This window comes from Pseudomonas faucium, assembly GCF_021602585.1.
GTDB lineage: Bacteria > Pseudomonadota > Gammaproteobacteria > Pseudomonadales > Pseudomonadaceae > Aquipseudomonas > Aquipseudomonas faucium.
On the sequence record NZ_BQIP01000003.1, the window covers coordinates 281,605 to 295,680 of the forward strand.

A 14,076-nucleotide genomic window follows, 5' to 3' on the forward strand; every position below is an offset into this window, starting at 1 on the left:
TTAGCGCGATATAGGAAGGAGGAAGGAATACCGGAGGATGAAAAAAACGTGAAAAATCAAACCGACGCAAACACATGCAGTTCGAAGTTAAAGTGATTTATTAAGAGTAAGATTTTTTCGGTATTACCAGAGGGGGATCTGCTATCGATCAAGCAGGAGGGAGGGAGGTGGAGAGTCGATCTGTAAGCCGGGTTTTGTCGAGGACAGTCATTCCTCTACGACGGCCATCACTGGACGCCTCTAGCAACCTACCCGGTTCCGACGCGGGCCACGCCTAATGGAACCCTATTTGGTCTTGCTCCGAGTGGGGTTTACCTAGCCACGAACTGTTGCCAGCCGTGCGGTGCGCTCTTACCGCACCTTTTCACCCTTACCGGCACCGAAGTGCTTAGGCGGTTATTTTCTGTGGCACTTTCCGTAGGCTCGCGCCTCCCAGGCGTTACCTGGCACTCTGCCCTATGGAGCCCGGACTTTCCTCCCCCTTCCTTTGCGGAACAAAAGAAGGCAGCGACTGTCCGATCGACTCTCCGCCGACAAGGTTAACGGCAGCCGCGCCCAAGAACAAGCGACAGTGCAAATTATATCAAAGTGCCACTACTGAAGTTTCTGCTTTTCCAGGGCCAGTTGATACAACACGTTCTTGCGCACACCGGTAATTTCAGCCGCCAGGGCCGCCGCACGCTTGAGTGGCAATTCCGCCAACAGCAAGTCCAGCACGCGCTGCGCGTCGGCACTGACGCCCTCTTCGCCTTCCGGCGCGCTCCAGCCACCGACCAGCACCACGCACTCACCGCGCTGCTGGTTGCTGTCGCCTGCGACGAATGCGCGCAGCTCACCCAGCGGCAGGCCCTTGAGGGTCTCGAAGGCCTTGGTCAGCTCACGGGCCAGCAACGCCGGGCGCTCGGTACCGAAGACCAGCTCCATGTCCTCCAGGCATTCGAGGATACGGTGTGGCGCCTCGTAGAAGATCAGCGTGCGCGGCTCTTCCTTGACCTGCTCCAGGCGCGCACGACGGCCTGCGGCCTTGGCCGGCAGGAAACCTTCGAAGATGAACCGGTCCGAAGGCATGCCAGCAGCGGACAGCGCGGCAATCAGCGCGCAGGCACCGGGTACCGGCACCACCTTGACCCCTGCGGCGCGGGCCTGGCGCACCAGGTGATAGCCCGGGTCGGAAATCAGCGGCGTACCAGCATCGGAAACCAGCGCCACGTCCTCCCCCGCCAGCAGCTTGCCGATGAAACGCCCACCCTCGTCACGCTCGTTGTGCTCATGGCAGGCCGCCAGGGGTGTGTCGATGCCGAAATGCTGCAGCAGGCGAATCGAATGCCGGGTGTCTTCGGCGGCGATCAAGGCAACGTCGGCCAATACCTTCAAGGCCCTGGCGCTCATGTCATCCAGGTTGCCGATCGGGGTAGCGACCACATACAGCGTCCCCACGGTGGATTTCGAAACCCCTGCCACATCAGTCACTGCGCACACCTGTCTTTCGGATCAAAGGCGCCATTGTAGCCCGAGCACCGGCAACAGGGCGCAAAGAACTTCGCCAACGGCCTGCGCCTGGGCACCTATAGTGAAGGTTCGGCATACAGCAACATCGCGCCCGGGCCGCCGCTTGGGTACAATTGCCGGCCAACTTGATCGAGTAACAGGACCTTTACATGATCGCTTGCCTGCGGCTGTTCACAGCCCTCTGCCTCGCCGCCCTGCTGGCAGCCTGCGCCAGCTCGCCCTCATCCAGCCTGGGCGAACTGCCACGCACGCCGGACGCCAGCATCGAGCAGCTGCTCGAAAAAGCGGCCACCAGCAAGTCCGCGCAAGACGCCGCCCTGCTGCGCCTGAGCGCCGCCGACCTGGCCTACAAGCAGAAGGACTACCCACGCGCCGCACGCATCCTCGAGCAAGTGCCGATGGACACGCTCAAGCCTGCCCAGCAGATCTTCGCCGCCACCCTCGGCGCCGAGCTGGCGATGAGCCGCAACCAGCCCAAGGCCGCCCTGGCCGCCTTGTCGCACCCAAGCCTGCAACATATCGGTGAACTGCCGGAAGAACAGCAGGTACGCACCTACAGCGTGCACGCCGCCGCCCTGGAAGCCGATGGCCAGGCCCTCGCCGCCGCCCAGCAGCGCGTGCTGCTGACCCCGCTGCTCAGCGGCCAGGCCGCCAGCGCCAACAACGATGCCATCTGGGCGCTGGTCGCCTCGCTGCCGCCCGAGCAATTGCAGCAGCCGGCCAACAACGAAACCCTGGCCGGCTGGACCAGCCTGGCCCTGGCAGTAAAAAGCGCCGGCACCCTGGAACAGCAACAGGCGGCCATCGACACCTGGCGCAAGCAGCACCCGGACCACCCCGCTGCCAAGCAACTGCCACTGGCCCTGACCAAGCTCAAGGAGCTGGCCAGCCAGCCGCTGACCAAGATCGGCCTGCTGCTGCCCCAGGAAGGCCCGCTGGCCGGTGTTGCCCGCGCCCTGCGTGACGGCTTCATGGCCGCGCACTTCCAGGCTCAGCAGGCAGGCCAGCAAGCGCCGGCAGTTCAGGTCTACGACAGCTCGCGCATCGGCTCGCTCGACGACTTCTACCGCCAGGCCCAGGCCGACGGCGTGCAGCTGGTCATCGGCCCGCTGGAAAAGCCCCTGGTCAAGAAGCTCGCCGCCAATGCTCAGCTGCCGATCAACACCCTCGCCCTGAACTACGCCGACGCCGGCCAGAAGGCTCCGCCACAACTGTTCCAGTTCGGCCTTGCCGCCGAGGACGAAGCCCGCGAAGTGTCCCGCCGCGCCCGCGCCGACGGCATGGTCCGTGCCGTGGCCCTGGTGCCGAGCGGAGAATGGGGCGACCGCGTACTGGCTGCCTTCCGTCAGGACTGGGAAGGCAACGGCGGCACCATCATCGCTGCCGAGCGCATCGCCCAGCCGGTCGCCCTGGCCCAGCAGATCGCCAACCTGTTCCAGCTGCGCCAGAGCGAAAGCCGTGCACAGAGCCTGCAGAGCACCGTAGGCGGCAGCATCGCCGCGCAGCCGTCGCGCCGCCAGGACATCGACTTCATCTTCCTCGCCTCGACCCCACAACAGGCGCAGCAGATCAAGCCGACCCTGAACTTCCAGTACGCCGGTGACGTGCCGGTCTACGCCACCTCGAACCTGTACAGCGCCAGCGGTGACGTGAACCAGTACAACGACATGAACGGCATTCGCTTCTGCGAAACCCCGTGGCTGCTCGACACCAGCAACAGCCTGCGCCAGCAGGTGGTGCAGCAATGGCCACAAGCCGCCGGCAGCCTCGGCCGCCTGTACGCCATGGGCGTCGATGCCTACAGCCTGGCGCCACGCCTGGGCCAGCTGAAGGCACTGCCGGACAACCGCGTACAAGGCCTCTCCGGCAGCCTGAGCATGAATGCCAGCCAGCGCATCGAGCGCCAGCTGCCATGGGCCGAGTTCTCCGGCGGCCAGGTCAAGCGCCTGCCGGACACCAGCCGCTGATGCCGGACGCATCGCCCACCAGCGCTGGCCAGGCCGCCGAACAGCAAGCCCTTGAGCACCTTCAAGGGCAAGGCTTGCAGCTGCTGACGCGCAATTGGCGATGCAAAGGTGGCGAGCTTGATCTGGTCATGCTCGACGCCGATACAGTAGTATTCGTCGAAGTCCGCTACCGGTTGCATGCGGGCTTTGGCGGCGCCCTCGGCAGTATCGACGGGCGCAAGCAGAAACGGTTGGTGCTTGCCGCCAGCCTGTTCCTGCAGAAGGAGTCCCGCTGGGCCGATTACCCCTGCCGCTTTGACGTTGTCGCCCTGCAGGGCAGCCACCATGCAGGCCTTCCGCTTCAATGGCTGAAAAACGCCTTCGAATGCTGAACCCACTCCACTATTTTTGCTCTATGTTTCGCGGGCTGGTCCCTGTTGCGCGTAGCAAAGGCCACCGCCCCACTTAAGGTCACCAGATGGACATGCAATCCCGAATTCGCCGGCTGTTCCAGGCCAGCATCGACACCAAGCAACAGGCAATGGACATCCTGGCACCGCACATCGAGCAGGCCAGCCTGGTCATGGTCAATGCGCTACTCAACGAGGGCAAGATGCTCGCCTGCGGCAACGGCGGCTCGGCTGGCGACGCCCAGCACTTCTCGTCGGAGCTGCTCAACCGCTTCGAGCGCGAGCGCCCGAGCCTGCCGGCCATCGCCCTGACCACCGACAGCTCGACGCTGACCTCGATCGCCAACGACTACAGCTACAACGAAGTCTTCTCCAAGCAGATTCGCGCCCTGGGCCAGCCCGGCGACGTTCTGCTGGCGATTTCTACCAGTGGCAACTCGGCCAACGTGATTCAAGCGATCCAAGCGGCACATGATCGCGAAATGATTGTCGTAGCATTGACCGGGCGTGACGGTGGCGGCATGGCATCGCTGCTGCTGCCGGAAGATGTGGAAATCCGCGTCCCTTCGACGGTCACTGCACGTATTCAGGAAGTCCACCTGCTGGCGATCCACTGCCTGTGCGATCTGATCGACAGCCAACTGTTCGGGAGTGAAGAATGATCCCCAAGCGCCTCGGCCTGATGGCCCTGACCCTGTGCCTGAGCGTCACCGGCTGCAGCTCGGTACTGACCTCGACCCGCAATTCGCCGATCGAGGATGATCGCGGCACACGCACCATCGGCAGCAAGATCGACGACTCGCTGATCGAGACCAAAGCCTCGGTGAACATCGCCAAGGCCAGCCCAGACCTGGACAAGAGCTCGCACATCGTCGTCAGCAGCTACAACGGCATCGTGCTGCTGGCCGGGCAAACCCCGCGCGCCGACCTCAAGAGCCAGGCCGAGCAGACTGCCAGCCAGGTGCAACGGGTCAAGAAGGTGCACAACGAACTGCAGGTGATGCAGCCCTCCTCCATCCTCGCGCGCAACAACGACGCCTGGCTGACCACCAAGATCAAGACGCAGATGCTGACCGACAACGCCGTGCCCAGCTCGCGCATCAAGGTCATCACCGAGAACGGTATCGTCTACCTGCTCGGCCTGGTGACCCAGCAGGAGGCCAACTCGGCCACTGCCGTGGTGCAGGGTGTGTCGGGCGTGCAGAAGATCGTCAAGCTGTTCGAGTACATCGACTGATTTCACCGATCTGTTCGGGCCTCATCGCCGGCAAGCCGGCTCCCACAGGAGCCCACAAACTTCGAGATTGTGGCGTTTCTGTGGGAGCCGGCTTGCCGGCGATGAGGCCCGAACAGGCAACGCCTTACCCTTCAGAACCCCAGGAAACACCGCATGAAAAAGCTTCTGCTGCCTGCCCTGCTGATCGGCGCTTTCGCCACCCTGGCCGGCTGCTCCACCCCCAGCCTGATCACCCTCAACGACGGCCGCGAATTCCAGGCAGTCGACGCGCCGCGCTACGAGAAGGCCACCGGCTTCTACGAGTTCCAGCAGCTCGACGGCAAGCGCACCCGCATCAACAAGGACCAGGTACGCACCATCAGCGACCTGTAATCACGGGCCGGCAATGAAAAAGGCGATCCATTCGGATCGCCTTTTTTGTTACTTGACCACCTTCAGGCTTGGCCGGCCACTTGGGCGCGGCGGCTGCCCACCGCCTTCTGGCGGGCCATCGTCGTCAGGCTCGACACCTTCTTCCTCTAACTCGTCATCTTGCATGACCGGCGGCTCCAGCTCGAAGACCATGCCCTGGCCGTTTTCACGGGCATAGATCCCGAGAATGGCAGCGGCCGGCACGAACAGCGAATGGGACACACCACTGAAACGCCCCTCGAAGCTTACCGCTTCGTTGTCCATGTGCAGGTTGCGCACGGCACTGGGGGAGATGTTCAGGACGATCTGGCCGTCACTGGCGAAGCCTTGCGGCACCTGGACAGCCGGGTACTCGGCATTGACCAGCATATGAGGGGTGCAATCGTTGTCGACGATCCACTCGTACAGTGCTCGAACCAGATAGGGGCGACTGGAGTTCATCAACGGCTCCTTAAAGCTTGCGCATTTCACGTTCAACGGAGGACAGGCTCGCCAGAAATGGCTCGCGGGCGAACTGTCGCTCCATGTAATCCAGCAGCGGCTTGGCTTGCCGCGGCAGTTCGATACCCAACACCGGCAAACGCCAGAGTATGGGCAGTAGACAGCAATCGACCAGGCTTTGCTCATCGCTCATGAAACAGGCGAATTCGCCGAACAGAGGCGACACGCCCGTGAGGCTCTCGCGCAGCGCCTTGCGTGCCTCGGTGCGGGCGGCATCCTTGCTGCGCGGGTCGAGTATGGTATCAGCCAGGGCGCACCAGTCGCGCTGGATGCGATGCATCAGCAAGCGGCTGTTACCGCGCGCCACCGGGTACACCGGCATCAATGGCGGATGTGGATAACGCTCCTCGAGGTATTCCATCACCACGGTCGATTCATACAACGCCAGGTCACGATCGACCAGGGTCGGCACAGTGCCATAAGGGTTTACTTCAACCAGCTTCGGCGGAAGGCGAGCGGGATCGACGTCGATGACCTGCACGCTGACGCCTTTCTCGGCGAGCACGAGGCGTACCCGATGAGAATAATGGTCAGCGGGGTCGGAATAGCAGGCTAACCGGTTGGTTGCGCCCATGTAGCGCCTCCTCGCAAGGGATGCTTGTGAAACTGTAAATGAAAACGCGCCCGGGGCGTCCTGGCAAAATTGCCAGGACGCCCCGGGCGCGTTCAACAACCAGAAATTACTGCGTGATCAATGCACGTCCTTCCAGTATTCACGCTTGAGCAAATAGGCGAATACGAAGAAGAAAGCCAGGTACAGCAACACGTAGGTACCAATGCGCTGGCTTTCCAGTTTGACCGGGTTGGCCGAATAGGCCAGGAAGGTCACCAGGTTCTTGACCTTCTCGTCGAACTGCTCGGTGGTCAGGGTACCGGAATTCGGCGTGATGGTCAGCTGGTCACAGGCTTCATGGGTCAGCGGGCTCCCCGTCAATGGGTCGAATTGTTTCTTGCCATCGACCACGGTCTGCACCTGCTTGCAGCCAACCACCTGGTTGCCCTGCAGGCCGACCAGCACGTTGGGCATGCCGACGTTGGGGAAGACCTTGTTGTTCACCCCGTAAGGCCGCGACTTGTCCTCGTAGAAGCTGCGCAGGTAGGTGTACAACCAGTCGGTGCCGCGCACCCGGGCAACCAGGGTCAGGTCAGGTGGCGCAGCACCGAACCAGGCCTTGGCGTCGGCCGGCTGCATGCCGATGTTCATGTGGTCGCCGATCTTGGCACCGGTGAACACCAGCTTCTCCAGCATCAGTTCATGGGGGATCCCCAAGTCGTCGGCAACCCGCTCGTAGCGCTGGAACTTGGCGCTGTGGCAGCCCATGCAATAGTTGGCGAACGTGCGCGCGCCATCCTGCATGGCGGCCTTGTCAGCCAGGTCGATATCGACCTTGTCCAGCTCCAGGCCATGTTCGGCAGCGAAGGAAAAGGCAGGCATCACTGCCAGCAAAAATACTGCAATCAACTTTTTCATCAGCCAGTCACCCTTTCCGGAACCGGTTTGGTCTTCTCGAGCCTTGTGTAGAACGGCATCAGCAGGAAGTAGGCGAAGTACAGCACCGTGCACACCTGCGACAGCAAGGTACGCCCAGGCGTCGGTGCCAGCACGCCGAGCACGCCGAGAATCACGAAGGCCACGCAGAACACCAGCAGGAAGACCTTGCTGATCCAGCCCTTGTAGCGCATCGAGCGCACAGGGCTGCGGTCCAGCCAGGGCAGCACGAACAGCACAGCGATCGCCGCACCCATGGCAATGACGCCGAACAGTTTGTCAGGCACCGCACGCAAGATCGCGTAGAACGGCGTGAAGTACCACACCGGGGCAATATGCTCAGGCGTCTTGAACGCGTTGGCCTGTTCGAAGTTGGGTTTTTCCAGGAAGTAACCGCCCATTTCCGGGAAGAAGAACACCACGGCGCAGAACACGAACAGGAATACCACCACGCCGACGATGTCTTTCACGGTGTAGTAAGGGTGGAACGGGATGCCATCCAGGGGAATGCCGTTCTCGTCCTTCTTCTTCTTGATGTCGACGCCATCGGGGTTGTTCGAACCCACTTCGTGCAGCGCCAGGATATGCAGCACCACCAGGCCCAGAATCACGATCGGCAGGGCCACCACGTGCAAGGCGAAGAAGCGGTTCAGGGTGATGCCCGAAATCAGGTAGTCACCACGGATCCACTGGGTGAGGTCGCCGCCGATCACCGGGATGGCGCCGAACAGCGAAATGATCACCTGGGCACCCCAGTACGACATCTGCCCCCACGGCAGCAGGTAGCCCATGAAGGCCTCGGCCATCAGCGCCAGGTAGATCAGCATGCCGAACAGCCAGACCAGCTCGCGTGGCTTCTGGTAGGAGCCGTAGAGCAGGCCGCGGAACATGTGCAGGTAGACCACGATGAAGAACGCCGAGGCGCCCGTGGAGTGCAGGTAGCGCAGGATCCAGCCGTACTCGACGTCACGCATGATGTACTCGACCGAGGCGAAGGCCTCTTCTGCCGAGGGCGTGAAACTCATGGTCAGCCATACGCCGGTGACGATCTGGTTGACCAGCACCAGCAGGGCCAGGGAGCCGAAGAAGTACAGGAAGTTGAAGTTCTTGGGCGCGTAATACTTGCTCAGGTGGTCTTCCCACATCTTGGTCGCGGGGAAGCGAGCATCAATCCAGTCCATGAACTTGCTCATCATGCTTTCTCCTGGTCGACGCCGATGACGATGATGTCATCCGACTCGTAAGAGTGCGGCGGCACTGGCAGGTTGAGAGGCGCTGGCTGCGACTTGTAGACACGCCCAGCCAGGTCGTAATGGGAGCCGTGGCACGGGCAGAAGTAGCCGCCCACCCATTTCGGGCCGAGGTCGGCAGGGGCGACTTCCGGGCGGAAGGTCGGCGAGCAGCCCAGGTGGGTGCACAGGCCGACGAGAATGAGGATTTCCGGCTTGATCGAGCGTACCTCGGGGTCGACATAGGCCGGCTGCTCCGACGCTTTGGACTCCGGGTCGGACAGCTCGCCCGTGATCTTCTTGAGGTTGCCCAGGATCTCTTGCGTTCGCCGCACGATGAATACGGGCTGGCCGCGCCACTCAGCGACCATTTGCTGCCCAGGTTCGACCTTGGCGATATTGACCTTCACCGGTGCACCGGCTGCTTTCGCCTTGGCACTGGGAAACCATGACCCCACGAACGGTACCGCAGCCCCCACTGCCCCCGCTGCCCCGACCACGGATGTCGCGGCTACGAGGAAGCGGCGCCGGCCTGCGTTGACGCCGTCATTGCTCATTCAGTCCTCTCCCATCAGCTTGCTTGGCCTGTTGGATCAGGCCTGTACTTAGGTAATGTCTGTGGCACTAAAAATTGGTCGTCATGGTAAGTAACAAAACCACACAATGACAAGGTGATTACCCCCACTACAGGCTGTAACCCTCGCTTTGCTTGATCTGCGTCTATGCGCCAAGTCGCCACCGACATGCTGACAGGTTAGTTCAAGACATAAAAAAAGCCCGGTTCCAAGGAACCGGGCTTTTTTTGACTGCCGAAGCGGTATTAACGCTTGGAGTACTGAGGACGCTTACGCGCTTTACGCAGACCCACTTTCTTACGCTCGACTTCACGAGCGTCGCGGGTGACGTAGCCAGCACGACGCAGAGCGCCACGCAGGGTTTCGTCGTATTCCATCAGAGCGCGGGTGATACCGTGACGGATCGCACCGGCTTGACCGCTGACACCACCACCGGAAACGGTGACGTAGATGTCGAACTTCTCAACGGTCTCGGTCAGTTCCAGCGGCTGGCGAACAACCATGCGAGCGGTTTCGCGACCGAAGAACACGTCCAGAGAACGGTTGTTGATGGAGATGTTACCAGTACCCGGACGCAGGAAAACGCGAGCGGTTGCGGTCTTGCGACGGCCAGTGCCGTAATTTTGAGTCGCCGACATAATGAACTATCCCGTTAGATCTTCAGTTCTTGAGGCTGCTGAGCAGTGTGTGGGTGAGCAGCACCCGCGTACACTTTCAGCTTGCGGTACATGTCGCGACCCAGCGGGTTCTTCGGCAGCATGCCTTTGACCGCGGTTTCGATAACACGCTCAGGGGCTTTGGCGATCAACTTCTCGAAGTTGATTTCCTTGATGCCACCTGGGAAGCCGGAGTGGGAGTAGTACATCTTGTCGGAAGACTTGGCGCCAGTTACACGGATCTGCTCGGCGTTGATGACGACGATGTAGTCGCCGGTGTCAACGTGAGGGGTGTATTCTGGTTTGTGTTTGCCACGCAGACGGGTAGCGATTTCGGTAGCCAGACGACCCAGGGTCTGGCCAGCGGCGTCGACTACGAACCACTCGCGCTTTACTGTTTCCGGTTTAGCAGTAAAAGTTTTCATTCTCTAAAGCCTCAGAGGCCGCCCAGCGAAAAATAGACGGCGAATCTTACTGGATAGTGCACACCTTGCCAAGGGCAAGCGCGCAGCCGAACACAGGCGCTATTGGGGGCTCGGGTCGGGCACGCCAATGTTCGACGGGGTTCATCCTGCGTGGTGGTGCATCACTTCCTCCACACGGAGAGGGGCCGAATTATCCAGATTGCGCGAAAAATTTCAACCTGCTTTTATGGATGTCTTTGCCCAAGGAGTGCTTTCCCGATGGAATACCGCAAGCTCGGCCGTACCGACCTGGATGTCAGCGCCCTGTGCCTGGGCACCATGACCTGGGGCGAACAGAACGATGGCGCCGAGGCCTTCGCCCAGATCGCCATGGCCAAGGCCTATGGCGTCAACTTCATCGACACCGCCGAAATGTACCCGGTGCCGCCGCGCCCCGAGACCTACGCCGCCACCGAGCGCATCATCGGCAACTGGTTCCGCCAGCAGGGTGACCGCGACGACTGGATCCTCGCCAGCAAGGTCGCCGGCCCCGGCAACGGCATCAGCCACATCCGCGACGGCCAGCTCAAGCACAACCGCACGCACATCGTTGCCGCGCTGGACGAAAGCCTCAAGCGCCTGCACACCGACCGCATCGACCTGTACCAGCTGCACTGGCCCGAGCGCAGCACCAACTTCTTCGGCAAGCTGGGCTACCAGCACCTGGCCAATGACCTGTTCACGCCGCTGGAAGAAACCCTCGAGGTGCTCGACGAGCAGGTGCGCGCCGGCAAGATCCGCCATATCGGCCTGTCCAACGAAACGCCCTGGGGCACCATGAAGTTCCTGCAGCTGGCGGAAAGCCGCGGCTGGCCGCGGGCGGTGTCGATCCAGAACCCGTACAACCTGCTCAACCGCAGCTTCGAGGTGGGCCTGGCGGAGGTGGCGATTCGCGAGCAGTGCGGCCTGCTGGCCTATTCGCCGCTGGCGTTCGGCATGCTGTCGGGCAAGTACGAAAACGGCGCCCGCCCGGCCACTGCCCGCCTGTCCTTGTTCAGCCGCTTTGCCCGCTATTCCAATCCGCAGACCGTGGCGGCCTGCAGCCGCTACATCAAGCTGGCGCGCGACCATGGGCTGGACCCGGCGCAGATGGCCCTGGCGTTCGTCACCCGGCAACCGTTCGTGACCAGCAACATCATCGGCGCCACCGACCTGGTGCAACTGGAGAGCAACCTCAAGAGCCTGCAACTGAGCCTGAGCGACGAGCTGCTGGCAGCGATCGAGGCGGTTCACCAGGACCAGCCGAACCCGGCGCCCTGACCTGCAGGGGCCGCTTTGCGGCCCGCTGTTACACGGGGTAGACACAATCGCCAAAAAATAAGACGATCCAGCCGGTGATTGACCACTCTACCCTATAAGAACAATGACAATGATGTTTACCCAACCCTCGGCGTCGCTGCGGCGCGTCAGCATCCTGGCCATTGACAAGGTCTTTGCTTCGACCCTGATGCAGGCCAAGGATTTCTTCCACCTCGCCAGCTTGCGCTACAGCAAACAGCTGGGCCTGGGCCTGCAGCCGATGTTCGACATCAGCCTGGTGAGCCCCGACGGCCAGCCGGTGGACAGCTTCAGCAACGTGCAACTGCCGGTCGACGGCGGCCTCGACGATGCCGACGTGATCATCCTCCCGGCCTTCTGGGAAGATTTCGACACCCTCTTGCAACGCTACCCCCAGGTATTGCCATGGCTGCGCCAGCAGCATGCCCGTGGCGCGGTCCTGTGCGCAGAGGCAAGCGGCGTGTTCTGGCTGGCCGAGGCGGGCCTGCTCGACGGCAAGGAGGCAACCACCTACTGGCGCTTCTTCGCCAGCTTCGCCGAGCGTTTCCCCAAGATCCGGCTCAACCAGGACAAGCACCTGACCGATGCCGACAACCTGTACTGTGCAGGCGGCACCACCTCGGCCTGCGACCTGTACATCTACCTGATCGAGCGTTTCTGCGGGGCCAACGTGGCCCGCGCGGTGGCCCGTGACATCCTCTATGAAGTGCAGCGCAACTACACCCCGGGGCGCATGGGCTTCGGTGGGCAGAAGCTGCACCAGGACCTGATCATCCTGCAGATCCAGCACTGGCTGGAGGAGCATTTCGCCGACAAGTTCCGCTTCGAGGATGTGGCCCGCAACCATGGCATGAGCATCCGCAACTTCATGCGCCGCTTCCAGGGGGCGACCGGCGACAAGCCGTTGCATTACCTGCAGCGCTTGCGCATCGAGACGGCCAAGGGGCTGCTGTCGAGCACGCGCAAGAGCATCAAGACCATCAGCTACGAAGTGGGCTATGACGATGCCAGCTTCTTTGCGCGGTTGTTCCGCCAGCACACGGAGTTGTCGCCGAACCAGTATCGCCAGCAGTTCATGCAGGAAGCCTGAAACCACTGGGGCCGCTTCGTGCCCCATCGCCGGCAAGCCGGCCCCCACACCAATCTCTGTGGGAGCCGGCTTGCCGGCGATGGGCCGCAAAGCGGCCCCCGTTGTTTACGGCTTGTGTGCGCGCGACAGGAATTCGTGCGACTGCATCTCCAGCAACCGGCTCAGGGTGCGCTGGAATTCGAACGCCAAGCGCCCGCCGGTGTACAAGTCCTTGAGCTCCACCTCGGCCGAGATGATCAGCTTGACGTTGCGGTCGTAGAACTCGTCGACCATGTTGATGAAGCGCCGGGCGATGTCGTCGGTGGTCACGCTCATCTGCTCGACGTTGCTCAGCAGCACGGCGTGGAAGATCTTGCCCAGCTCGATGTAGTCGTTCTGGCTGCGCGGCCCGTCGCACAGGGCACGGAAGTCGAACCAGGCAACATCGTCACAGGTGCGCAGGGCGTGGATCGGGCGGTTCTCGATCATCAGCACGTCGTTGTCGACCGCCTGGGTGCACTCCGGCGTCAGCGCCTTGAAGCTTGCGCGCATGCTCTGCTCGGCCGCTTCGTTCAGCGGGAAGTGGAACAGCTCGGCCTGCTCCAGGTGGCGCAGGCGGTAGTCGACGCCGCTGTCGACGTTCACCACATCGGTGTACTGCTTGATCATGGCGATGGCCGGCAGGAAGCGCGCACGCTGCAGGCCATCCTTGTACAGGCCGTCGGGGACGATGTTGGAGGTCGCCACCAGCGAGACGCCGTTCTTGAACAGCTCTTCCATCAAGGTGCCGAGGATCATGGCATCGGTGATGTCGGAAACGAAGAACTCATCGAAGCAGATGACCCTGGCTTCTTCGCTGAAGCGCTTGGCGATGATGGTCAGCGGGTTCTTCTCGCCCTTGAGGGTCTTCATCTCCTCGTGGACGCGCTTCATGAAGCGGTGGAAGTGCGTACGCATCTTCTGCTTGAACGGCAGCGCCTCGAAGAACGTATCGACCAGGTAGGTCTTGCCGCGCCCTACTCCACCCCAGAAATACAGGCCCTTGACCGGCGTCTGCTCCTTCTTGCCGAACAGCTTGCCGAACACGCCCGGCTTGTTGTTCTGCGCAGCGATCAGGTCGTCGTACAGACGCTGCAGGTGACGCACCGCAGTTTCCTGCGCCGCGTCATGGAAGAAGTCGGGACGTTTCAGATCTGCTTGATATCGTTCTAGGGGCGTCATGATTTCGTTAGCGAGGCAACAAAAAACGGGCCGTCACTGTAGCGACAGGCCCGCTTAATGGCAATGCGACTTGCGTCAATA

General features: G+C 61.8%; 16 protein-coding genes and 1 other RNA gene. 7 read left to right on the forward strand and 10 right to left on the reverse strand.

Features of this window, described 5'->3' with window-relative positions; all coding sequences use genetic code 11:
- Positions 1 to 167: 167 nt before the first annotated feature.
- Together rnpB and rsmI are read right to left on the reverse strand one after the other, a co-directional pair.
- Positions 168 to 527: RNase P RNA component class A (rnpB, locus tag L6D75_RS06120), an RNA gene on the reverse strand.
- Between the two features lie 67 nt (positions 528 to 594).
- Positions 595 to 1,470 (reverse strand): 16S rRNA (cytidine(1402)-2'-O)-methyltransferase, encoded by an 876-nt coding sequence (gene rsmI / locus L6D75_RS06125; RefSeq protein WP_176512380.1) that lies wholly within the window; start codon positions 1,468 to 1,470, stop codon positions 595 to 597.
- Between the two features lie 188 nt (positions 1,471 to 1,658).
- Here rsmI and L6D75_RS06130 point away from each other — a divergent pair, with 188 nt between their 5' ends.
- The 5 genes from L6D75_RS06130 (at position 1,659) to L6D75_RS06150 (ending at position 5,474) form a co-directional block, all read left to right on the forward strand.
- Positions 1,659 to 3,476 carry a penicillin-binding protein activator gene (locus L6D75_RS06130; protein ID WP_176512377.1) on the forward strand — a complete coding sequence of 606 codons (1,818 nt, stop codon included), beginning with the start codon at positions 1,659 to 1,661 and terminating at the stop codon, positions 3,474 to 3,476.
- Positions 3,476 to 3,847 carry a YraN family protein gene (locus L6D75_RS06135; protein WP_176512376.1) on the forward strand — a complete coding sequence of 124 codons (372 nt, stop codon included), beginning with the start codon at positions 3,476 to 3,478 and terminating at the stop codon, positions 3,845 to 3,847. Before L6D75_RS06130 ends, L6D75_RS06135 begins: the two co-directional genes overlap by 1 nt.
- A gap of 86 nt (positions 3,848 to 3,933) precedes the next feature.
- Positions 3,934 to 4,527 (forward strand): phosphoheptose isomerase, encoded by a 594-nt coding sequence (locus tag L6D75_RS06140; protein WP_012274070.1) that lies wholly within the window; start codon positions 3,934 to 3,936, stop codon positions 4,525 to 4,527.
- A complete protein-coding gene (locus tag L6D75_RS06145; RefSeq protein WP_176512374.1) occupies positions 4,524 to 5,102 on the forward strand; it encodes a BON domain-containing protein in 579 nt (192 codons plus the stop codon). Before L6D75_RS06140 ends, L6D75_RS06145 begins: the two co-directional genes overlap by 4 nt.
- 153 nt (positions 5,103 to 5,255) lie before the next feature.
- Positions 5,256 to 5,474, forward strand: coding sequence for a YgdI/YgdR family lipoprotein (locus L6D75_RS06150; protein WP_176512373.1), 219 nt, complete (start codon positions 5,256 to 5,258; stop codon positions 5,472 to 5,474).
- 48 nt (positions 5,475 to 5,522) lie between these two features.
- Here L6D75_RS06150 and L6D75_RS06155 read toward each other — a convergent pair whose 3' ends face one another.
- The 7 genes from L6D75_RS06155 to rplM form a co-directional block, all read right to left on the reverse strand.
- Complete coding sequence (locus L6D75_RS06155; protein WP_176512370.1) at positions 5,523 to 5,954, reverse strand: ClpXP protease specificity-enhancing factor; 432 nt, start codon at positions 5,952 to 5,954, stop codon at positions 5,523 to 5,525.
- Between the two features lie 10 nt (positions 5,955 to 5,964).
- Positions 5,965 to 6,588 carry a glutathione S-transferase N-terminal domain-containing protein gene (locus L6D75_RS06160; protein WP_176512368.1) on the reverse strand — a complete coding sequence of 208 codons (624 nt, stop codon included), beginning with the start codon at positions 6,586 to 6,588 and terminating at the stop codon, positions 5,965 to 5,967.
- Positions 6,589 to 6,705: 117 nt separating this feature from the next.
- The gene (locus L6D75_RS06165) at positions 6,706 to 7,485 is read right to left on the reverse strand and encodes a cytochrome c1 (protein WP_176512366.1); all 780 of its coding nucleotides are present in this window, start codon (positions 7,483 to 7,485) and stop codon (positions 6,706 to 6,708) included.
- Positions 7,485 to 8,696 carry a cytochrome b gene (locus L6D75_RS06170; RefSeq protein ID WP_043273975.1) on the reverse strand — a complete coding sequence of 404 codons (1,212 nt, stop codon included), beginning with the start codon at positions 8,694 to 8,696 and terminating at the stop codon, positions 7,485 to 7,487. The genes L6D75_RS06165 and L6D75_RS06170 overlap by 1 nt, the downstream gene beginning before the upstream one ends.
- Positions 8,696 to 9,289 carry a ubiquinol-cytochrome c reductase iron-sulfur subunit gene (petA, locus tag L6D75_RS06175; RefSeq protein WP_176512364.1) on the reverse strand — a complete coding sequence of 198 codons (594 nt, stop codon included), beginning with the start codon at positions 9,287 to 9,289 and terminating at the stop codon, positions 8,696 to 8,698. The genes L6D75_RS06170 and petA overlap by 1 nt, the downstream gene beginning before the upstream one ends.
- Positions 9,290 to 9,552: 263 nt before the next feature.
- Entirely contained in the window at positions 9,553 to 9,945 is a 393-nt protein-coding gene (gene rpsI, locus L6D75_RS06180) for a 30S ribosomal protein S9 (RefSeq protein WP_003260797.1), read from the reverse strand.
- A gap of 14 nt (positions 9,946 to 9,959) precedes the next feature.
- Entirely contained in the window at positions 9,960 to 10,388 is a 429-nt protein-coding gene (rplM, locus tag L6D75_RS06185) for a 50S ribosomal protein L13 (protein ID WP_176512363.1), read from the reverse strand.
- Between the two features lie 258 nt (positions 10,389 to 10,646).
- On the opposite strand from rplM, the gene L6D75_RS06190 reads away from it, so the two are divergent.
- Positions 10,647 to 11,687 (forward strand): NADP(H)-dependent aldo-keto reductase, encoded by a 1,041-nt coding sequence (locus L6D75_RS06190; RefSeq protein ID WP_176512361.1) that lies wholly within the window; start codon positions 10,647 to 10,649, stop codon positions 11,685 to 11,687.
- A 187-nt stretch (positions 11,688 to 11,874) separates the two neighbouring features.
- Positions 11,875 to 12,795, forward strand: a complete 921-nt coding sequence (locus L6D75_RS06195; protein ID WP_176512962.1) for a GlxA family transcriptional regulator — start codon at positions 11,875 to 11,877, stop codon at positions 12,793 to 12,795.
- Between the two features lie 105 nt (positions 12,796 to 12,900).
- Here the strand turns inward: L6D75_RS06195 and zapE are convergent, their stop codons facing one another.
- Positions 12,901 to 13,995, reverse strand: coding sequence for a cell division protein ZapE (gene zapE / locus L6D75_RS06200; RefSeq protein WP_176512359.1), 1,095 nt, complete (start codon positions 13,993 to 13,995; stop codon positions 12,901 to 12,903).
- Between the last annotated feature and the right edge of the window lie 81 nt (positions 13,996 to 14,076).